Source organism: Samsonia erythrinae, assembly GCF_004342665.1.
GTDB classification, from domain to species: domain Bacteria; phylum Pseudomonadota; class Gammaproteobacteria; order Enterobacterales; family Enterobacteriaceae; genus Samsonia; species Samsonia erythrinae.
Window position 1 is genome coordinate 150,090 of sequence record NZ_SMBY01000002.1, and the last position, 21,411, is coordinate 171,500.

At 52.7% G+C, this 21,411-nt stretch carries 16 protein-coding genes, 1 tRNA gene and 2 pseudogenes; 10 read left to right on the top strand and 9 right to left on the bottom strand.

The window, feature by feature from the left end:
• Positions 1-308: 308 nt before the first annotated feature.
• The 4 genes and pseudogenes from lptF to EDC54_RS05085 form a co-directional block, all read left to right on the top strand.
• Positions 309-1,424, top strand: coding sequence for an LPS export ABC transporter permease LptF (gene lptF / locus EDC54_RS05070; protein ID WP_132453924.1), 1,116 nt, complete (start codon positions 309-311; stop codon positions 1,422-1,424).
• On the top strand, positions 1,424-2,500 hold the full coding sequence (gene lptG, locus EDC54_RS05075; protein ID WP_132453926.1) for an LPS export ABC transporter permease LptG: 1,077 nt from the start codon (positions 1,424-1,426) through the stop codon (positions 2,498-2,500). Before lptF ends, lptG begins: the two co-directional genes overlap by 1 nt.
• A 209-nt stretch (positions 2,501-2,709) precedes the next feature.
• Positions 2,710-2,794 (top strand) — tRNA-Leu (locus tag EDC54_RS05080).
• 219 nt (positions 2,795-3,013) lie between these two features.
• A pseudogene (locus EDC54_RS05085) lies at positions 3,014-3,265 on the top strand (Arm DNA-binding domain-containing protein); the annotation flags it as partial.
• Between the two features lie 209 nt (positions 3,266-3,474).
• On the opposite strand, the gene phnV reads toward EDC54_RS05085, so the two are convergent.
• From phnV to phnR, 5 genes are all read right to left on the bottom strand, one after another.
• Positions 3,475-4,272, bottom strand: coding sequence for a 2-aminoethylphosphonate ABC transport system, membrane component PhnV (gene phnV, locus EDC54_RS05090; protein WP_132453928.1), 798 nt, complete (start codon positions 4,270-4,272; stop codon positions 3,475-3,477).
• Between the two features lie 2 nt (positions 4,273-4,274).
• A complete protein-coding gene (gene phnU / locus EDC54_RS05095; protein ID WP_132453930.1) occupies positions 4,275-5,135 on the bottom strand; it encodes a 2-aminoethylphosphonate ABC transporter permease subunit in 861 nt (286 codons plus the stop codon).
• A gap of 2 nt (positions 5,136-5,137) precedes the next feature.
• The gene (phnT, locus tag EDC54_RS05100; RefSeq protein WP_132453932.1) at positions 5,138-6,247 is read right to left on the bottom strand and encodes a 2-aminoethylphosphonate ABC transport system ATP-binding subunit PhnT; all 1,110 of its coding nucleotides are present in this window, start codon (positions 6,245-6,247) and stop codon (positions 5,138-5,140) included.
• 4 nt (positions 6,248-6,251) lie between these two features.
• On the bottom strand, positions 6,252-7,268 hold the full coding sequence (phnS, locus tag EDC54_RS05105) for a 2-aminoethylphosphonate ABC transporter substrate-binding protein (RefSeq protein WP_132454432.1): 1,017 nt from the start codon (positions 7,266-7,268) through the stop codon (positions 6,252-6,254).
• Between the two features lie 256 nt (positions 7,269-7,524).
• Positions 7,525-8,244 carry a phosphonate utilization transcriptional regulator PhnR gene (gene phnR, locus EDC54_RS05110; RefSeq protein WP_132453934.1) on the bottom strand — a complete coding sequence of 240 codons (720 nt, stop codon included), beginning with the start codon at positions 8,242-8,244 and terminating at the stop codon, positions 7,525-7,527.
• Positions 8,245-8,383: 139 nt separating this feature from the next.
• Between phnR and phnW the strand changes: the two genes are divergently transcribed.
• From phnW to EDC54_RS05125, 3 genes are all read left to right on the top strand, one after another.
• Entirely contained in the window at positions 8,384-9,487 is a 1,104-nt protein-coding gene (gene phnW / locus EDC54_RS05115) for a 2-aminoethylphosphonate--pyruvate transaminase (protein ID WP_132453936.1), read from the top strand.
• A 9-nt stretch (positions 9,488-9,496) separates the two neighbouring features.
• Entirely contained in the window at positions 9,497-10,306 is an 810-nt protein-coding gene (phnX, locus tag EDC54_RS05120; protein ID WP_132453938.1) for a phosphonoacetaldehyde hydrolase, read from the top strand.
• 190 nt (positions 10,307-10,496) lie between these two features.
• Positions 10,497-11,618, top strand: coding sequence for a ribosomal protein uL16 3-hydroxylase (locus EDC54_RS05125; RefSeq protein ID WP_132453940.1), 1,122 nt, complete (start codon positions 10,497-10,499; stop codon positions 11,616-11,618).
• Positions 11,619-11,721: 103 nt separating this feature from the next.
• Here EDC54_RS05125 and aspA read toward each other — a convergent pair whose 3' ends face one another.
• Together aspA and EDC54_RS05135 are read right to left on the bottom strand one after the other, a co-directional pair.
• Entirely contained in the window at positions 11,722-13,161 is a 1,440-nt protein-coding gene (gene aspA, locus EDC54_RS05130; protein WP_132453942.1) for an aspartate ammonia-lyase, read from the bottom strand.
• Positions 13,162-13,419: 258 nt separating this feature from the next.
• Positions 13,420-14,415: a LysR family transcriptional regulator gene (locus EDC54_RS05135; RefSeq protein WP_132453944.1), complete on the bottom strand. Its 996-nt coding sequence runs from the start codon at positions 14,413-14,415 to the stop codon at positions 13,420-13,422.
• 732 nt (positions 14,416-15,147) lie between these two features.
• On the opposite strand from EDC54_RS05135, the gene EDC54_RS05140 reads away from it, so the two are divergent.
• The 3 genes from EDC54_RS05140 to EDC54_RS05150 are packed head-to-tail and all read left to right on the top strand — an operon-like array spanning position 15,148 to position 19,153.
• Positions 15,148-16,668, top strand: coding sequence for an OmpA family protein (locus EDC54_RS05140; RefSeq protein WP_132453946.1), 1,521 nt, complete (start codon positions 15,148-15,150; stop codon positions 16,666-16,668).
• Positions 16,669-16,685: 17 nt separating this feature from the next.
• A complete protein-coding gene (locus tag EDC54_RS05145; RefSeq protein WP_132453948.1) occupies positions 16,686-18,326 on the top strand; it encodes a hypothetical protein in 1,641 nt (546 codons plus the stop codon).
• Entirely contained in the window at positions 18,323-19,153 is an 831-nt protein-coding gene (locus EDC54_RS05150) for a hypothetical protein (RefSeq protein ID WP_132453950.1), read from the top strand. The genes EDC54_RS05145 and EDC54_RS05150 overlap by 4 nt, the downstream gene beginning before the upstream one ends.
• A 241-nt stretch (positions 19,154-19,394) precedes the next feature.
• On the opposite strand, the pseudogene EDC54_RS05155 reads toward EDC54_RS05150, so the two are convergent.
• Both EDC54_RS05155 and EDC54_RS05160 read right to left on the bottom strand, forming a co-directional pair.
• Positions 19,395-19,675: pseudogene (locus tag EDC54_RS05155) on the bottom strand (hypothetical protein).
• Positions 19,676-20,129: 454 nt separating this feature from the next.
• Positions 20,130-21,383: a hypothetical protein gene (locus tag EDC54_RS05160; RefSeq protein WP_132453952.1), complete on the bottom strand. Its 1,254-nt coding sequence runs from the start codon at positions 21,381-21,383 to the stop codon at positions 20,130-20,132.
• Positions 21,384-21,411 lie beyond the last annotated feature (28 nt).

Genomic DNA, 21,411 nt, shown 5'->3' on the forward strand with positions numbered 1-21,411 from the left:
TCTAATATACCCATTATATTTCAAGCTGTATGTGCGTTGGCGATACTCGGCTCATCTCTGAGTCCCGCCCTGACAGGCCGCCGCAGGCGGCGTTCAAATCGGCTTAGCCGATTCGTCCTTGCTCATCCCAGTCGCTTTGGCTTTGATGAGCGTCTGGGGGAGATTGTGTCGCCGCCTTCATGCCTCTCGAATTATTTAAGGTATAGTTTTAGTTAAGAAGGCTGCCAAAAATGAGTATAAATGGCGCGTTAGCGAAGAAACTATCGATTTTCCTGCAAAAAGACAAGTTTTCACAGGCGTAATTAAGCGTGATCATCATTCGATATCTGGTACGGGAAACTTTTAAGAGCCAATTGGCCATCCTTTTCATTCTGTTACTGATTTTCTTTTGCCAGAAATTAGTGCGGATACTGGGCGCGGCCGTTGATGGCGAAATCCCGACAAATTTGGTTATCTCCCTGTTGGGGCTGGGCGTGCCGGAGATGGTGCAACTCATCCTGCCATTAAGTTTGTTTCTTGGCGTATTGATGACGTTTGGCCGCCTTTACACAGAAAGCGAGATCACCGTTATGCACGCCTGCGGGCTGGGCAAACGCGTGCTGCTGAAAGCCGCTTTAGTTCTGGCGGTGCTAACCGCGATCGTGGCAACCATTAACGTCACGTGGCTCAGCCCGTGGTCGTCGCGGCATCAGGAAGAAGTACTGGCTGAAGCGAAGGCGAACCCCGGTATGGCGGCGCTGGTGGAAGGGCAGTTCCAGTCCGCTCAGGGCGGCAACGCGGTGCTGTTTGTCGGTGATGTCAAAGGATCGGCGTTTGAGCACGTCTTTCTGGCACAGTTGCGTCCAAGCGGTAACGCGCGGCCTTCGGTTGTCGTGGCCGATCGCGGTCACATCAAACAAAACGAAGACGGTGCGCAGGTTGTGACGCTGGATAACGGTTCGCGCTACGAAGGCACGGCGTTGTTGCGTGATTTTCGTATCACGGATTTCACCAACTATCAGGCCGTGATTGGTCACCAAACGGTGACGCTGAATAATAGCGACGTGCAGCAAATGGATATGCGAACGCTCTGGCATTCGAATGCCCACGATGCGCGCGCCGAGTTCCACTGGCGACTGACGTTAATTCTTTCGGTGCTGATCATGGCGCTGATGGTCGTGCCGTTGAGCGTGGTGAACCCACGTCAGGGCCGGGTGCTGAGCATGTTACCCGCGATGCTGTTGTATCTGATTTTCTTCCTGCTGCAAAGCTCGCTGCGGTCTAACGCCGGTAAAGGAAAAATCGATCCGATGATATGGATATGGCTGACGAATCTGGTGTACTTCGGTATCGCGGTCATGCTTAACCTGTGGGATACCGTGCCGATGCGTAAATTACGTGCTCGCTTTGCGCCTCGCCCCCTTAAAACACAAGGAGCGGCCTGATGTTCGGTGTCTTGGACCGCTATATTGGTAAAACGATCTTCACCACCATCATGACGACGCTGTTCATGCTGGTATCGCTTTCCGGCATCATCAAGTTTGTCGATCAACTACGTAAAGTCGGGCAGGGCGAGTACACAGCTCTGGGAGCGGGGCTGTACACGCTGCTCAGCGTACCCAAAGATATTGAGATCTTCTTCCCGATGGCAGCGCTGCTTGGCGCGTTGCTCGGGCTGGGTCAGCTTGCGACCCGCAGTGAACTGGTGGTGATGCAGGCTTCCGGCTTTACCCGCTTGCAGATTGCGAGCGCCGTGATGAAAACCGCGATCCCGCTGGTGTTGCTGACGATGGCGATTGGCGAGTGGGTGTCGCCGCAAGGGGAACAGATGGCGCGTAACTACCGTTCGCAGATGATCTCCGGTGGGTCGATGATCTCTACGCAGGGCGGGTTGTGGGCAAAAGACGGCAATGATTTTATCTATATTGAACGCGTCGTCGGCGATAAAACGCTGTCTGGCGTCAATATCTACCACTTCGACGATCGCAACAAACTGCTCTCTGTGCGCTACGCAGCCTCCGCCGAGTTTGAAAAAGACAGGAATGTCTGGAAGCTGTCACAGGTCGATGAATCGGATTTGAGCGACGGTAAACAGATTGGCGGCAGCCAGACGCTCAGCGGCGAATGGAAAACCAACCTGACGCCCGATAAGCTGGGTGTCGTGGCGCTGGAGCCGGATGCGCTGTCGATCCGCGGGTTGCATGATTATGCCAACTATCTGAAACAAAGCGGACAGGAGTCGAGCCGCTACCAGCTGAACATGTGGAGCAAAATCTTTGCTCCCGTCTCCGTCGCGGTGATGATGCTCATGGCGGTTTCTTTCATCTTTGGCCCGCTGCGCAGCGTCTCCGCGGGTTCACGTATCGTGATAGGCATCAGTTTCGGCTTCCTCTTCTACCTGCTAAATGAGATTTTCCGGCCACTCAGCCTGGTCTATGGCATCCCACCAATAATCGGCGCGATTCTGCCCAGTGCAGTATTCCTGATTATCAGCATCATGCTGCTGCTAAAACGCCGATAGCATCAAACGAGTCAGAAAGCGCAGGGTGGTGAGTTAACTGCCCTGCGTTTTTTATTTGTCATCAGGTTACCGGTTGATGTAGAAAGCGATAGGGTCAACACGCGGCGCAAAGATGATTTTTTCAGCACTTAACTCGACAGCGAGTGGATTAACGTTGCGCATGGGCCGTCAAACGGTATAATGCACCCGTTTTCCGCATACCTCTTCGTGCCGAAGTGGCGAAATCGGTAGACGCAGTTGATTCAAAATCAACCGTAGAAATACGTGCCGGTTCGAGTCCGGCCTTCGGCACCATCGTATGAAAATCAAGTCACCTCAGGGTGGCTTTTTTTATGTCCATAATCGTTCAATAACGTCCACATATACCTGTAATATAAAGATTTTAATTTCATTCTCCTCTCTGCGATTTTGTCTGTTTTATCCACAGTGGTCTTTTTTCGTCCATTGACATCCAGAGGATTTGGGGGTCAAGATGAGGGTCAATTCACTTCGATTATGAGTTGCCCCCCAATTATGGCACTGACTGACGTTGTTGCCCGTACCGCTAAGCCCATGATAAAGCCTATAAGCTTGCGGACGCGCGCGCATAGCCTGTATCTTTTGGTGAGTCCTAACGGCTCTAAGAGCTGGTATCTCAACTACCGCTTTGAAGGTAAGGAAAGCCGGATTGCGTTCGGTGCCTATCCGCCGATCTCGCTGGCGAAGGCCAGAGAGCAACGGGATGAGATACAATTGCCACTGTTGAAGGGAAGACACCCAGCGGGAAAGCGCAAAGAAGTGCCTGAACATCTGGTGCCGTTATCCCGACAGGCATTCGTTCTGTTAGAAGAGATGAAGCCATCAAGGGAGCAGATAAACGGATCTTACCGACGATCGCCGACCAACAGTTCTGTATATCCCCGCCGCATTTCCGCCAGATCGTTTTCCCCTGTCATCACCCAACAACAAGGGCATTGTTCGACCGTTTTGCGCTTTTATCTCTGGCCAAGCCGGCGGGCGATGCGCTCAAGCTTAATCATCAGCAACAGCGTAACGCCCACTAATACAATGGTCAGCGCCGAGCCATCGGCAATGTTGCCGCGGTCGGTGAGGCTGAAAATCGTGACCGGCAGCGTCGTCCAGCCCGGTGGATAGATCATCACCGTCGCGCCCAGTTCGCCCATCGACAGCGACAGGCTCAGCGCCAGCGCGGAGATCATCCACGGGCTCATCAGCGGCAGCGTTATATAACGCAGGCGATACCACGGCGATGCCCCGAGGCTGGAGGCGACATGTTCGATATCGGCGGGAATCCGCGCCAGACCGGTAGAAACGTTACTGAAGGTAAATGCTGAAATCAGCACGAAGTGCGCCGCCAGTACGATCCAGAAGGTGCCGTTCATCTGTAGCGGGCCGTGACTGAAAGCCACCAGAATACCTAGCCCCACGGACACTGAGGGAATGGCGCTCGGCAAATAGAACGCTAGCCCAAGGTATTTTTGCAGCTTCGCACCGTACTGGCGCAGAGCCAGCGCCGCCCACATTCCGCATAGCAGCGCGAACAGGCTGGCACAAAAACCGACTATCAGGCTGGAAAAGAGTGCATCCCACGCCGCCCCACGAAATGCGTTAACGAAATGCCCGAGGGTAAAGCCGGACGGCAGTAGGCCGTTCCACTGCTGGCTCAGACTGGACATCAAAATCACCGCCAGCGGCAAAAGAAAAAAACCGGTAAACAGCGTCACCGCCAGTGCGCCCGCTACCGTACGGCCTTTACGCGACCAAATCAACATCGTTAGTTCCTCATGCCGGTACGTGCGGCAGCCAGCCGATAGAGCGTGAACAGCCCCAGCGAAAGCAGAATATTAATCAGTGCAATCATGCAGGCCACGCTGTAGTCCGATTCGAGAATAGCCTTACTGTAAACCATCATCGGCAGGGTATTGACCCCTTTGGCGCCGATAAACAGCACGATGCCGAACTCGTTAGTGGTCAACAGCAGGCACAGGCTGCCGCCCGCCATCAGCGCCGGAAGTACCGCCGGAAAAATCACCTGGCCGATAACTCGCAACGGATGGGCACCGAGCATACTTGCCGCCTCTAGCTGGCTTTTATCAATCTGCCGTAGCCCGGCCATCAGTGGGCGCATCACCAGCGGGGTGAAAACGGTGATTTCCGCCAGGATCACTCCGTGAATGGAGTAGAGAAAATCGACCGGTGGCAGTTCGAAAGCAAACAACGACATCAGCGTGCCGTTAAGCAGTCCCGCCGAACCGTAGATAAAGGTGAAAGCCAGGGTGATGAGAAAAGTCGGCAGGGCAATAAAGGTATCAATCACCCGGCTAATCAACTGGTTACCAGGAAACGGGATAAACACCAGAATCAGCGCCAGCACGCTGCCGAGCAGCAGGCAACCCAGCGTTGCGAAAACCGCGATTTGCAGGGTATTGAGTAATGCGCTGATAAAGCGCGGGGAGGCCACCACCTGCCAGAAGGTTTCCATACTCAGGGTGCCGCTGGTATCGCGCAGCGCCTGCTCGGCGATCAGCAGTAGCGGGTTGAAGAATAGGGTCGCCAGCACCAGCAGCGGCGGCAGTAGCCACAGAGTGGGCCGCAGGTTCAGGGCTGGGCGCACAAACGTGAGTGTTTGCGACATGGTTATACCTCGATCAGAACCGCATCGTTGGGTTCAAAATAGAGTGCCAGATGGTCCCCCGCGCGCGGCAGCGGGTTCACGTGGGTCATCACGATGCGCACCGCTTCTCCCGCCACGTCGCATAGCAGGTGGGTCAAATCTCCCTGCCAGTGCACCGACGACAGGGTCGCGTTAAGCTGGTTGCTGACAGCCGTTCTTGGCGCTAGGCTCAGATGCTGAGGACGGATGCATAGCAGTTTATTGCTGCCGCGCTGACCGCCATGGCTGAAGGCGTTAATTAATCTGCCGCCGCAGCTGACGCTAACCAATCCTGGCCCAGCAGTCTCTTTTAACACCATCGCCTGCAGGATATTAGCGCGCCCCAGAAACTCGGCTGTAAAACGATTGGGCGGATAGTGGTAAAGCTGATGGGTTTCACCGTGGGCAATCAGCGAGCCATCTTTCATGATGCCAATCTTGTCCGCCAGGGTCAGGGCTTCAGTCTGATCGTGGGTGACATAGAGGATCGTCAACTCCGGCAGTTCGTGGTGCAGACGGGCAATTTCTTCCACCATATTGTGGCGGATTTGCGCATCCAGCGCTGAGAGCGGCTCATCAAGCAGCAATACGCGCGGACGAACGGCGATGGCGCGGGCGATGGCGACTCGCTGTTGTTGGCCGCCGGAAAGCTGGTGTGGATAGCGACTGGCGTAATCCGCCATGCCGACGATTTTCAGGGCTTCATTTACCCGTTCCGCCATTGACGCTTTCGGTTGCTTCTGCGCCCGCAGGCCAAAGGCGACGTTATCTTCTACCTTCATATGGGGGAACAGGGCGTAGTTTTGCACCACCATGCCAAGACCGCGTTTATACGGCGGCAGGTGGGTGACATCGGTGTCGCCAATCAAAATCCGACCGCCGGCGGGCTGCACAAACCCGGCTATCGCCCGCAGCACCGTGGTTTTTCCTGAGCCGGAGGGGCCGATGAGCGCCAACACTTCGCCGGGTTCAATGGATAATGTCAGCGGTTTCAGTACCACATTGCCGTGATAAGAAACGCGTAGCGAGTCGAGAGTAATCCCGGACGTTCCCGCCAGCGACGGGGAGTAAGAGGCGGTCGTTTTCATCAACATCACGCTACTCGCTGTCCGTCACTGTATGCCAGCGGGCAATATCCGCCGACAGTGAAGTCGCAACATCGTCCCAGTTGGGTTCCCAGCTCTTCACGCCGTTCAACGCGGCTTTCGCCGCCTTAAAGTTGGCGTCTTCCGGAGCCACGTCGCTGCGCACCGGCAGCCCCCAGGAAAGCGCACTTACGCTGGCCTGAGCGGGTTTGTCGAGCAGGAAGTTGATCAGCTTTTTACCATTCTCGCTGTTCGGACCGTTTTGCACCAGACCGATGGTATAGGGTAGCGCCAGCGCGCTGCGTTCCCCTTTCGCATCCGCTGGCCAAAAGATTTGCACATTCGGGTTACGCGCCATTTGCGACAGATTCATTTGCAGATCGCCGTTAGCGACGTACAGCTCGCCTTTGTTGACCAGCGCGGTCAGCTTACCGGTGGAGGCAGACGGCCCAACGTTATTGGCCTGGAGCTTGCCGAGATAGTCGAACCCTGCATCTTTGCCACCAAGGCTGTGAAACGCCTGCAACATCACCGCAGTACCGTCGCCCGCCTGGCCCGGCGTCGAGTACTGTAGTTTGTTCTTGAAGCGACTATCGAGCAGATCCTGCCAACTCGCCGGAGCGGCTTTCAATAGCTTGCTGTTGTAGATGAAGGTCAGGTAGTTGTTAACCAGCGGCGAGTAGCGATCGTGGACACCCGGGATGTACTCGCTGCTTTGTGGTTTAAATTCGGCCAGTAATTGCTCTTTGGCAGCGCGTTGAATAAACGGCGGTACCGTGACCAGCACGTCAGCCTGCGGATTCGTGCGCTCTTTTGACAGGCGCTCAACAATCGCCCCGGAGCCGCCTTCGACGTACTGCACTTTAATGCCCGTTGTCTTCGTAAAGGTGTCGAACTGGTTCTGATACCAGCTGTTGTCGCCATCGTGCAGGCCGTCGGCGGAATAAACGGTCACCACGCCATCGGCCCAAACCGGGGCGCTGGCGAGTACGGTAACGGATAGCAGAGCAAGTCGGGTGAGTCGTTTCATCATATCAATCTCATCGAGTGGTGATTTTTATGGTCTATACCAGTTTAGTGTTTACGCTACCGGGGACTTATGACAAGACAATGAATGAAGTGTGTCGAAAGGATTAAAGCGGGAGGGCGGCTTAGGCGTATTGAACCTGTGCTAAGGATTTCCCCGGAGGCGGCGCTTTACGCGCCTGTCCGGGCTAGCCGATTGCAGAAGATAGCCCGGACAGCGCAGCGCCACGGGGGAGATCCCACAAATGGAACCAGCTAAATCAATGGGTATCGACTTCAATACGCAGGCTATCGTGACGCCAGTACTCGATATCGTAATCAAGAATTCGCCCGTGCTGATCGTAATTGAGGCGACGCAACAGCAGTGCCGGACGTCCTTCCATCACCCCCAGCGCTTCGGCGGCCTGCGGCGGCATTGAGGTAGGATAGAACGACAGATGCATACTGGTATATATCAGGTCATAGCGGGTCTGATAAATCTCGGTCAGGCTGCCGTTAAGATCGTGGCGCAGCAGCTCCGGAACCCTGGCGGGCAGACAGTGGTTTTCGCAGTAGCAGATCGCCCGCCCGTCGGCATAGCGCAAGCGGGTGAGCAGGTAAACCTGGTCGAACGGTTGCAGCGCCAGCGGCGCCATCACATCCAGCGGAACGGCGGCTAAACGACCTTCCAGCAACACCGTTTTCGGCTCCCGCCCCTGCTCCAGACACAGCTTATGGAAGTTGGTGTTCTGCGTCGGATCGAGCCACAGACGCTCCGGCGTAACAAACCAGCCGCGGCGGTCGGCGCGGTAAATAACGCCGCTGGCCTCAAGCTGCGCCAGACTCTCGCGCACGGTAATACGCGTGGTATTGAACAGCGCGCACAGCTCGCGCTCGGACGGCAGTTTGTCGCCGCTTTTCAACGCGCCGTTTTGAATACGCGCCTGAAGTTGCGCTTTGATCAGCAGATACTGCGGCGTCTCGCCAGAGGGTGATTTCATGTTTGCTCGCGGCCGAATTTGATGCGGTCATTATACATAATCAGATGAATTTTTTGTTGCAGCGCGACTTTCCCTTTGACCTTTTCAGGGGACGATCGTCATTATAAAACGCATCTGGTATATACCAAATGTGACGACAATGATTTTACGAAACTATTTGCTACTAACTCCCGGACCGCTGACCACTTCTCGTACAGTAAAAGAGGCGATGTTATTTGATAGCTGCACCTGGGACGACGACTACAACCTCGGCGTGGTTCAGGACATCCGCCAACGCTTGGTTAAGCTGGCGACGCCTGCCGACGGCTACACCTCAGTGCTGCTGCAAGGCAGCGGTAGCTATGCGGTTGAAGCGGTGCTCAGGAGCGCTATTGGTGCGCAGGGAAAAGTGTTGATTATCAGCAATGGCGCCTATGGCGCACGTATGATCGAGATGGCGCAACTGATGAGCATCGCGCACCATTCTTACGACTGCGGCGAAGTCGCGCGGCCGGACGCGGAGGCGATCGAACAGATCCTGCAAACCGACCCGGCGATCACGCATATTGCGATGGTACACAGTGAGACGACGACCGGGATGCTCAATCCAATTGATGAGGTAGCGGTACTGGCCCGACGCTATGACAAACGCTATATCGTCGATGCCATGAGTAGCTTTGGCGGCATTCCCATGGATGTGGCCGCGCTGAATATCGATTATCTGATCAGCTCCGCCAACAAATGTATCCAGGGGGTTCCGGGGTTTGCCTTCGTGATTGCACGAGAAGCTGAACTGGCAACCTGCGAAGGCCGTTCTCGCTCGCTGTCGCTTGACCTCTTCGCCCAGTGGCGCTGCATGGAAGATAACCACGGCAAGTGGCGCTTCACTTCGCCGACCCATACCGTGCTGGCCTTTGCTCAAGCGCTGAAGGAGTTGGCGGAAGAAGGGGGAGTGAGTGCGCGCTATCAGCGCTACAGCGCTAACCAGCGTCGCCTGGTGGCGGGAATGCGCGCGTTAGGCTTTCAGCCGCTGCTCGACGATAGCCTTCATTCACCGATCATCACCGCGTTTTACTCCCCGGATGCGCCGCAGTACCGTTTTGATGATTTCTATCAGCAGCTCAAAGATCAGGGATTCGTGATCTATCCGGGTAAGGTGTCGCAAAGCAACTGCTTCCGTATCGGCAACATCGGCGAAGTGTACAACGCCGACATCACCGCCCTGCTGGCGGCCATCAAAAACGCCATGTACTGGCAACATTAAGGAACCGCCATGAACCGTATTAACGCCGTTATTCTTGATTGGGCAGGCACCACCGTCGACTTTGGCTCCTTTGCACCGACGCAGATTTTCGTTGACGCCTTCCGGCAGGCTTTTGATATGGAGATTACCCTCGAAGAGGCGCGGGTGCCGATGGGCCTCGGTAAATGGCAGCATATTGAAGCGCTGGGTAAACTTCCTGCCGTGAATGCCCGCTGGCAGGCTAGGTTTGGCCGCGCGATGAACGCTGCGGATATCGACGCAATTTACGCCGCCTTTATGCCGCTGCAAATCGCTAAAGTCGTCGATTTTTCTGCGCCAATCGTTGGCGTTGTCGACACAATTGCCGCACTGCGCGCTGAAGGTATAAAGATTGGCTCTTGTTCCGGCTATCCGCACCTTGTAATGGAAAAGTTGGTGCCCGCTGCTGCCGGGCAGGGATATGCGCCTGACTATTGGGTGGCGACGGACGACCTCGCCGTCGGGGGACGTCCGGGCCCGTGGATGGCGCTGCAAAACGTCATTGCGCTGGGCATCGATTCGGTTGCCCACTGCGTCAAGGTCGATGATTCCGCCCCTGGAATTACCGAAGGGTTAAACGCCGGCATGTGGAGTGTGGGTCTGGCGGTTTCCGGTAATGAATTCGGTGCCACATGGGAGGAATATCAGCAGATGAGCGCCGAAGACATCGCCATCCGCCGCAAACATGCCGCCGAGAAGCTCTACGCCGCCGGAGCGCATTATGTGGTGGAGATGCTGGCGGACTTACCGGATGTGATTGCCGACATTAATCGCCGTCTGGCGCAAGGCGAGCGCCCGTAGATTTTCCCGGGTGGCGGCGCAAACGCCTTGCCTGCCCCTGTATGAAGTGCCCCGGGAATGCGTTAAAAATGACTATTATCACTGTCTTCGTTTTTGCCTTATTGAAGGCTCTGGCTTGACCAATGACAAAGCGGTGCTGTCATTATCTTCTTTATAATTCGCCTGTTTATCTTCTCACTGGTGTGAACGCATGGCTTACCAACTTAACCTTAACTGGCCCGAATTCTTAGAAAAATACTGGCAAAAACAACCCGTTGTATTGAAGAACGCCTTCCCGGATTTTGTCGATCCGATTACGCCGGATGAGCTTGCCGGTCTGGCAATGGAAGTGGAGGTAGATAGTCGTCTGGTCAGCCATAAAGAGGGGCAGTGGCAGGCCAGCAACGGGCCGTTTGAACATTTTGATCATCTGGGTGAAACCGGGTGGTCGCTATTGGCTCAGGCCGTGAATCACTGGCATTCGCCGTCTGCTGAACTTGTTCGCCCGTTCCGGGTGTTGCCGGACTGGCGTTTAGATGACCTGATGATCTCCTTTTCTGTACCGGGCGGCGGCGTTGGGCCGCATATCGATCAGTACGACGTATTCATCATTCAGGGGATGGGCAGACGGCGTTGGCGCGTGGGGGACAAACTGCCGATGCGTCAATTCTGCCCTCATCCCGCGCTGTTGCATGTCGATCCTTTCCCGCCAATCATTGATGAAGATCTTGAGCCGGGCGATATTCTCTATATTCCGCCCGGATTCCCGCATGATGGTTTCACTCATGAAACCGCGCTCAATTACTCCGTGGGGTTCCGCGGGCCGAACGGCAGGGATTTAATCAGTAGTTTTGCCGACTACGTGCTGGAAAACGATCTGGGCGGTGAGCACTATAGCGATCCTGATTTAACTTGTCGGGAACATCCGGGGCGAGTTGAGGCGTATGAGTTTGACCGCTTGCGCGAGATGATGATCGACGTAATTAACCAGCCGGAAGTGCTTAAGCAGTGGTTCGGTCGCTTTGTCACGACGCCGCGCCATGAGCTGGATATCGCACCGGCAGAACCGCCTTACGAGCCGGATGAGATTTTAGGGGCGCTGATGGACGGCAATGTGTTAACGCGTCTGAGCGGGCTGCGAGTGCTGGAAGTGGGCGGTAGCTACTTCATTAACAGCGAACCGCTGGAGATGGCCGAACCGGAAGCGGCTGATGCGTTATGTCGTTACACCGTTCTCGGTAAAAACGAGCTGGGTAAGGCGCTGGAGAATCCGGCTTTTGTGGCTGAATTAACCGGGCTGGTGAATCAGGGGTATTGGTTTTTCGACGAATAATGTTCTGCGCCGTCGGCGCATTGTGGCGTGAAGGCACGGCGCGACGTATTAAAAAACCCAGGGTTTTTCAACCCTGGGCTCGGCGATAACGGGGAGACGATAATTATATCGCTTCGTTTTCGTCGGTGTAGCGCTTGGCTTTATAAGCCGGATGCATCAGGTTCTGGATGGAGAAAATGTCGTCCAGCTGATCTTCCGTAAGCAGGCCGCGTTCCAGTACGACTTCACGCACGCTCTTACCGGTTTCAGCACAGATTTTACCCACGATATCGCCATTGTGGTGGCCGATGAACGGGTTCAGGTAGGTCACAATCCCGATGGAGTTGAAGACATAGGCTTCGCACACGTCTTTGTTCGCGGTGATGCCGTCGACGCATTTTTCCAGCAGGTTGTAGCAGGCGTTAGACAAAATCTGGATGGATTCGAACATCGCCTGACCGATCACCGGCTCCATGACGTTCAACTGCAACTGACCGGCTTCTGCTGCCATGGTAACGCAGGTGTCGTTACCGATGACTTTAAAGCACACCTGATTAACGACTTCGGGGACAACCGGGTTGACTTTGGCCGGCATAATGGACGAGCCCGCCTGCAATTCCGGCAGGTTGATTTCGTTCAGGCCAGCGCGTGGGCCGGAAGAGAGCAGGCGCAGGTCGTTACAGATCTTCGACAGTTTAACCGCGACGCGTTTCAGGGCGCTATGCACCATCACGTAAGCGCCGCAGTCGGAAGTGGCTTCGATCAGGTCTTCAGCCGGCACGCAAGGCAGGCCGCTGACTTTTGCCAGATGCTGAACGGCCAGTTTCTGGTATTCATCCGGCGTATTCAGGCGCGTACCGATGGCGGTGGCGCCCAGGTTTACTTCCAGTAGCAATTCGGCGGTGCGGAGCAGGTTACGGTTTTCTTCTTTCAGCAGCACGTTGAATGCGTGGAATTCCTGACCAAGCGTCATCGGCACCGCGTCCTGTAACTGGGTGCGCCCCATTTTCAGGATATTTTCGAATTCTTTCGCTTTACGCTCAAAACCATCGCTCAACTGGGTAATCGCTTCGACCAGTTTCAGAATAGAGGTGTACACCGCGATACGGAAGCCCGTCGGGTAAGCATCGTTGGTGGACTGGCATTTATTCAGATGGTCGTTCGGGTTCAGGTATTGGTATTCACCTTTCTGATGGCCCATCAATTCCAGACCGATATTCGCCAGCACTTCGTTGGTGTTCATGTTGACTGACGTCCCCGCACCGCCTTGATAGACATCAATAGGGAACTGGTCCAGACATTTACCGTTGTTCAGCACTTCATCGCACGCTTGAATAATGGTATCAGCAATTTTACGCGGGATGGTTTGCAGTTCTTTATTCGCCAGTGCGGCCGCTTTTTTTACCATGACCATCGCGCGCACGAATTCTGGAATATCGCTGATGGTATTATTGCTGATATAAAAATTTTCAATCGCACGCAGCGTATGGATACCGTAATACGCATCGGCAGGAACTTCTCGGCTACCTAACAGGTCTTCTTCAATACGAATATTGGCTGACATAGGTTTCTTCCTTTTCTCTATTTTCGATGCGCATGACATCGATTCAATATTAACGCTATCATTTTCTTATGGATCGTCTGTCCTGTTTCTCGTTTTCAGGCAACACGAACCCATTACGATTTTGCTAAAATCGTGGCAAAAAGCGTTCTCGGGGGAGACGAACGTTGAATAAACATCGTTAAATGGCTACGGGGGGATATATTCCTCCATTTTTGTTCTGTCTCCCAATCGTGAATAGTTATACCTGACACCTGAATGCTATTTTGTATTCTCCGGGCTGATCTCAATCAGCTTCTCTATTCCGCGGTTCAGTGTTTTTAGTTTCGGAATAAATACCGTTTTAATAATGTCATGCGTGACATCGCAGGCTTCTTCAAAGAATGCGCTGTATTCATCACGATGACCGACGATATATAGCGAGCGCTTGATGTTCAGCTGTTCCGGCATATGCGTTAGCACCTCGCGGGAGTGGGCAATGGATTGCAGGAAACTGAGCGGGGTGGTTACCGCCCAACCGATGCCCGCCGCCACCATCGACGTTAAGGTATCCGCATTATCAAATTCGAGCATGTTCGGTACGCGGATATCAATGCGGCGCAGATAGCGCTCAATCTGCATCCCAAGCTGCGAATTCCGATTAAAGCGCACCAGCGGCAGCGCGGCGGAAAGTTCGCGGATGTCCTCAACGGTTTTGATGCGTTTGCGGTAATCCGGCGGCGTGATAATGAAATAGCCCTCGGAAAACAGCTGATGGCGCACCACGCTATCGCTGTCGATCAACGGATCGCTGGTGACGATCATATCCAGCTCGCGGCGCATTAACGCTTCGCCCTGCTGCGGGCTGAGCCCGGTACGAATCAGCAATTGCGATGAACTCTTCATCAAACTCTTGGTAAACACCGAACCGCAGGTGATGGCAAAGGAATCCACCAGGCCGATGCGTAAGTCGGGCTTAATCCCTTTTCCCGCTTCCAGCACCTGAGCCTTCAGGTTCGCGATCTCCTCCGTCAGGATTTCACCGCGGTTTTTCAACGCAATGCCGTAGGGCGTCAGGACAAAGGGGCGACGGGCCCGGTTAACCAATTTGACGCCGAAATCTTCTTCCAATAACCGGATCGTCTGCGAAATGGCAGAGGGCGTCAGGCCTAACCGTGCGGCGGCGGCCGTCATGCTGCCTGCTTCCGCCATCGTCACAAAAACATAGACGGCGTACATATCGATCGATTTATTGGCGGACACTGTGCGTTTAACCATGTGAGTTTGCCTACGCTGCAAGGTGAATGTCGTCGAAAGATGAAGCGCTAGTCTACCTTATCTCGCTGACGACGACCTCGCTAACTGAGGCTAGAATAGTCTGCTAACTTCAGAAAAAATACAGGTTGCGTCACTGATTAATTTTTTCTTATTTCTAGCTTTAGCGGATCTGAAGCTATCCGGTGGTGTGTGTTTTACGGTCTCCGAACGAGTAAGGAAAAGTCGATGTTCCCGGCGGAAACCGGGCGAATTTGCAACACCTGAGCACCCCTTATTCGGGAACGGCGAGCAGGAAAGTTGCTGCGGGGGAAACAGCGGCTGATTTTCCGCGAAACAGGAGAAAATGCGTCTGTATTTCAATGAACTAAGCCCGAACATTTCCCCTTAAGGGCGTGTTGACACCTTTGTTACAATACGAAATACTCTCTTGACTTTCTTGTATCCGCAGGCATGTTTTTTCAATTTTTCATGCCTGTTCAATGAGATAAATATAAAACAGATTTTCGTAGTCTATCCGTCCGGCGAAGTCTGCGCGGAGGCAAGGGTACGGAAAAATTATGCTGAATTAATTAACCATTCTGATTATCAGAAGGCACAACGGCGGGGTATTTCACCCTGCTTGGCGGTGTGTCTCAAAAAAAGATGGCATAAGAATAGGTTAATTAAAGGATAAATAATTCCGCTTGCCGGGATTTTTTCGCATTTGGGATGGCTAAGGATGAGGGATACGAAGTGAAGCATTATCAGGTCAGAAGAATTAGCCTGCTGACAGCCATTGTGACGCTGACGACGAGCTGTGCGACGTTTCATGAAGCGGGCCGCAACTATGGCACGGCGATCGGCTGTATTGGCGGGGCGGCGTTAGGCGGTGGAATTACCTATCTGGTTACCGGCGATGCCAAAAAAGCCGTCGCGGGCGGACTGTTAGGCGGTGCTGCGGGCTGTGCGTTGGGGAATGTCTGGCAGAACCGAGAGGAAGCGCTGGCAAAAATTGCGCAGGAAGAAAATATCGCGATTACCACGCGTTCGCTGAAGTCTCAGGAGAAAAGCGGCACTGAAACCGTCGGGCTGGTGGCGCAGGTTGAAGACAGCGGCATGTTCGATGTCAATAGCGCGCGGCTTTCCGCCGACGGTTTACGGCAGGTCAGGAAAATAGCCGTCGCGATGAAGGAGGGGGATCAGAGTGGTGTGATTCTGGTCGTCGGACATACCGATGCCACCGGGAGCGCAGAATGGAATCAGCGCCTTTCAGAACAGCGCGCACAGAATGTCGGCCGGGTACTTGAGCAGTCCGGTCTGAACGCGAAAAAATTGTATTTTCAGGGCGCGGGCTCTGCTCGTCCGGTAGCCGATAACGCCACGGTAACAGGCCGGACTGCCAACCGGCGGGTCGAAATTGTAGGGCTGGCAAATGAAGCCCTGTTAAAACAGCGTCTTGAACAGGAAGGCAGTAACCTTGCTTATCTGCGTTATGGCACGGCTGAGCAGACTACGTCGACAGCGCGTTCTTCCTCTACATCAAGCCGCAAGGCGAAACCTTCTCCATCATCTTCAAATCGTAAAGCTGATTCCGCGCGTAAAGCAGAAACGCAGACTGCGGCAGTAACGTCAGCAACAGAAACGAAGCCGTCAGTCGCGCTAGCGACGAAGAAAGCCGCCGAGCCAGCCAATAGCAAGAACTTTGTTGATTTTGGCGGGCAGCCAGTCAATTCCTCCATACCGGTTTTGGCGGCGAGCCTCAAACCGCGCAGCAGCGGGTTTAGCCTGATTCCAGAAGCGAATGCCAGCAGCATGCTAAAAAGCTGTGCGGCGGATAATGTGCGCGTCAGCGGGCAAGCTAAAAATCTGGCCAGCGGAAAGGTATTAGACACCCATGAAACCCGTGAGTATTTGCCGGGCATGAACGGGCGCGCCTGGGCAGGGCTGGTGAATAACCACTTGGTGACGCTCTCACCGGTGAAGGTGCTGAGTGATAGCGCCACGGTAGTGGAAAACCCTAAGGTTTATGTCACGCGCGATTACCAGTCCAAAAGTAACCGCAAAGAAGATGCGCCATTAAATGCGGTGGCGAATGCTTGGGAAGGCGAAGACAGCATTTTGTATCGGGTTTACCTGCAAAATGAGGCACAACAGGCGCTGTCCTGCATAGATCTGTTAGTGCCGAAAAATGCCGGTAAGGCGCAGCAAGGTCAGCTGTTTTACAACAACCACAGTAAAGAATACATCGCGAGCTACACCCCGGTGCGTAGTTAATTTAGAAGGTATTGATAATGGAATTATTTCAAAGCATCGCCGAGGCGATTTCGCTTTACCGCTATATTTTCTGGCCGTTATTGGCATTGATGGCGCTGGTTCTGATTTTTATCCGTTGGTGGGATCAGGTCAGCTATTTTTTCCTTAATCTCATGAGCGGCTTGCCGCTTATCGGCCATGTTTCCCGTCTGTCACGTGCGAACGAACCACGCCGCAATGGCACCGGAGGGCTGGCATGGTATCCGGCGGAAGAGGCGATCTGCGCCAAATATTGGCAGTACTATAAAACCTCTAATCTGGACGCGGATTTTTACCTGCGCTGCGTTAACTACCTGAACAAGGTGGATGAACGTGGACGTAAGCCAACGGGGGTGATTTTGTGGTGTTGCAGCGTGGTGTTGGTTTTGCTGGAAGCGTTTATCTTCGCGCTGGTACTGTCGCCGTTTATCGCCAATAACATCTCCGCCAACCAGGCTGAATTCTCGGCGGTTGTGATCTCTGTCTTGATCGGCGTGGTACTGGTGCCCGCAACCCACCTGATGGGCGCCGAGCTGCATAAGAATACGTTGCTGAAGAAGATCCGCTACTGGTATTCGGAAGCGCGCCACAGCGGCTCTGCGAAAGGGTTGAGTAAGAACCACGAAATCTCGCTGGAAAATACTCGTCTGGATGACAACGAACCAAACTACATCCAGATGTTGAACCGCGTAACTCACAATGTACACGTTAAGCCACAGTATTGGGCAACGGCGGTGGCATTGGCGCTGATCATTTTCTTCTCCGTCGGCGCTTATCTGGTACGTGCTGCGACCATCAATGCTATGGATACGCAGGCGGTAAACGGCTCGCCGTTCTCACAGGTTGTGCAAACGAGTGATGCTTCACCGTTTGACCTGCCATCGGGTGCGGTAGCGGACAATGCCAAAGCGGATATGCAGGCGTCACAAGAGATCGTGGACAACCGCGTATTTGCTTCCAAGCTGACGTTCATTATCCTGTCCGTCATTTTTGTTGGCGTACAGCTGATAGGCATTTTGATTGGCATTTATCGTTCATTTGCGGGTATCGAGTCCAAAGCAGCGGCGAAATATATCGGCAACTTCAGCGGCTCTGAGGAGTTTGCATCGTGGCATGCGATGCGGCGTGAGCGTGTGGAACGCGATGGGCAAGAAAAGCTAACCGCGTTGCAAAATCGTTTGATGATGAAGCGCACCAATAGCCAGAGTGAACCGCTTACCACGCTACCGACGTTTGATGATTACATTAGTGGCAAGCTGCGTGATAAAGCACGCTCAAACGCAGAGTTGACTGCGCATTTACAAACGAAAAACGAACCGGTACAGCCCGCGCCTGTTGCTCAACCTGTTGCGGTTCAGCACGTTGAGTCTGTACCTGCTGAGGTGGTTAGCCAGCCTGCGGCACACGTACCGACAGCAACGGTCATTGAACCTGCTCAGCCGGTCACTGCGGCAGCAGTCAATACGTCGGAGAGCGATGATGAGAAACAACGTATCCATGAACTGGGTGATTTGACGTTGTTCAGCGAGGAAGAACTACAGTTGATTGCTGACGATCAGGGGCTGTCGTTGGAGTCCTTGAAGAAACGTCAGCGCGTGCAGGCGTTACTGAATAAGGCGCGTCCGAAGGAGAACGTATGAGGATGCTACTCTCGCTGCTGCTACTGGGGGCAGCCTGTGTGTCGCAGGCCGCAGAGCGTAACGATATCCCTAGTTGCTATAGCTTTGCCAAACTGGATCAACATCGCCCGGCTGACAGCGGTCGGGAACTGGTGGTGATTGTCGACCAGACGGTCAAGGTGCCTATTGATCTGAAAAAATCGGTCTGGAATCAAGTGGTTCGTTACGTGCAGCCTGGCGATCATGTTGTGATGTATCAGTTTTCGGCGCTATTGCAGGATAACTACATGAAGCGCGTATTTGACGGCAAGCTGGAAATGCCGTTTACCGATCAGAAGGTACGCAACAGCTTAGGGATGGACAGCCTGAAATCATTGGATGGGTGTCTTGTGCAGCAAAGGCAGTTTTTTGCGCAAAACATCGGGAAGAAAATGGCAGAAAGTTTCGCTGAACGCGGGGATAACATCGCCAAAAGCGAGATTATGGATAGTCTCAAGCGCATTGGTGATGATCTGAAAGAGACCTCTTCTACCAGTAAAACAATTCTGCTGGTGTCCGATATGCTGGAAAATAGCGAATTTGGCAGCTTTTACAGCAATAACCGTATTCGTTTGTTAGCGCCGGAAAAAGAGATGGCACGTGCCGAGAAGCAAAATCTGGTGGCAGATTTCGCTGGTGCGAATGTGTATATCGCAGGAGCGGGGCTGATCGATACGGATTCGAAAAATAGCTATCGATCCGGCAAGATCATGCAGCAGCTTGAAGTCTTCTGGCGGCAATACTTCGCAGCGTCTAAAGCTACCGTGGTGAGTTTCGGTGCGCCTGAACTGACTATCGATCTTAAGTAATTTTTTCCTACTGAAAGGCGCTAATGTATGAATGACATTAGCCCCTTTTTTGTTTTCAGCGGGTCTGCATCACCGATTCGGCTCTTTTTTCGTTCAGTTGAGGATAAATACCTAGCCTGTTCCCTTCCCTTATTGAGAGCAAGTTCGAGGGAAAATGCTATCCTCTATTTGACCTAATAAATTGTTTTTACTGTGTAATAAGAGACGCACTACTCACTGGCGTTACTGTGCGCATATGGCGCTACGCCTGTTCGCACATTCCAGCAGCGCCGGAATCAGGTGCGCGGTGGTGTTGGAGTACGCGCCGAGCTGGCTGAGGCTTTCTTACGGCAGTTCAACGTCATTTTGCAGCGTGTCGCCGAGGTAATGCAGGCCGTAGCATAGGCCTTCGACCGATTCGGAGGCAATCGCGCCGAGGTCGCAGAGCTGAATATCATCTAACTGCGCGAAAGGCAGGCTGGCGATCAGATCGCGGAAAATGGTAATGGTGCTGTCTGCGGGTGTGGCGTGAGTGTCCATCATGGTCATTTTTTCCTTGAGATAATTAAGTCCGCCACCACACAAGGTTCCAAACTTGGGGGGTGACACAGACAGGATTGGAACCCCGGCTGTCAAGAAGACCGGTCAACCTTGCGGTTGCCCTGCCTGCGTCACCATAAAGAGTGTGCACGCAGCCCCTGAAAAAACTAAGCGTTTTTCAGTCTTGAGAGTTCGGGGTTCCAAGCCCGGTTGCGGATGTTGCCGCAGCACGGAGACTCTATTCCAACGACGGAAAACGTGAAATAGGGTGGATGGATTTACAGTAGAGTTACAACGCGTTTTGGAATGAAGTTCGCAGAAATGGTCGGAAAGGCTGATGCGAGTAGACCGCGATACACGGAGCGACCACAGGGGGAGGCCCCCCGCGGGAACCTCCCCCCCCGTGTTTCCCCTGAAATGAGGAAGAGGTGTGGCCAATTGATTTTTTATTCTGTTTCTAATTTTTTTTCAAATACTGAAAGATATCAGTAGGAGAGTGAGGTGTTGTTAAGCGCACTTTTTCATAAAAAATAGGATCGCTTAATGGACTATCCCACTGTTTGATATCTTTCTTATCGATAGGGAAACATTGCATTGCGGCAGATTTGAAGGTTTCGCTTTTTTTCTGGTTCTCTTTACTATTTTTAGGATCGAACTGCATGTTTTTTTCATGAGCTAGTTTGATCGATGTAGGACATATTAACTTTATATCACCAAAGGAAAACATTGCTATTCCTACAATAAAGAACCGATCGGGGATATCAGCGTAATAATGTGTTCCCCACAGTTTTCCAGAAAACATACTGTGTGGATAGACATCGTTTTTAATTGTGTAATGGTGCGCTCGCCAATCGGCAATCCCTGAAAGGTTCATCGCGGCATTGGTCACCATTATTGGTATAACAGGAATAAAGGAAGACAATACCAGTATGCATAAAGGCACAGTAACAACAGTTATTATTGTACTGCGTTGCATGTTTCCTTTTCTGTAACCACTAATAAAAAATGCACCGGGGAAAAAAGATATGATCGCAAAAATAATGAAAATTATAATGGCTGAAATGCATTGCACCATTTCGCCATCTTGAGCTTGAAAACTCATTTTAGGGAGTAGGAGCGATAAAGGGATGATCTGTGTAAGTGATGGAACGGCCAGGGCGAGTGGGAGCATTACATTCAGAAAAAACCGACTATTGAGATTGGTTTTTCCATTACGATTATCTTTTGAACGATGAAAAATAAAATAGGATGCCAAGTATGAAATCACTGCGATCAGCATAATTCCGATGAGGAAAAAGTAAAGTCCATTTTTTCCTACATCATCGTAGAGAAAGGATAAAATAATTATGATAGGACCAAAGGACAAACTGTTTACTAAAACTATTCTACTAAGGTTATTTTTCAATTTTGAGTAAGGTACTATGCTGTTCTCGTAACCTGTTACAACTAATACTAGCATGAGTGAAGATATAAATATCAAGGTGCAAAATATGGAGAATGCGACCAGAGTGAATCCAAAAACAATTCCCAGTAGTGTATTAAATCCAATCGTTTCACCGAAAACATCCAGTCGTCCCATCGATGAAAGATAAAACCAGATGACTGAAATAGAACAGATGGTGACTGTCAACGATGATTTTAGTACTGGAGGTAAGAGTTTTTTGATTGTGATAATAATTTCGGAATGTTGTTCCGTTACTTCAGTAGCCATGTGAACACTTCCTTGTTAAAGATTTTTA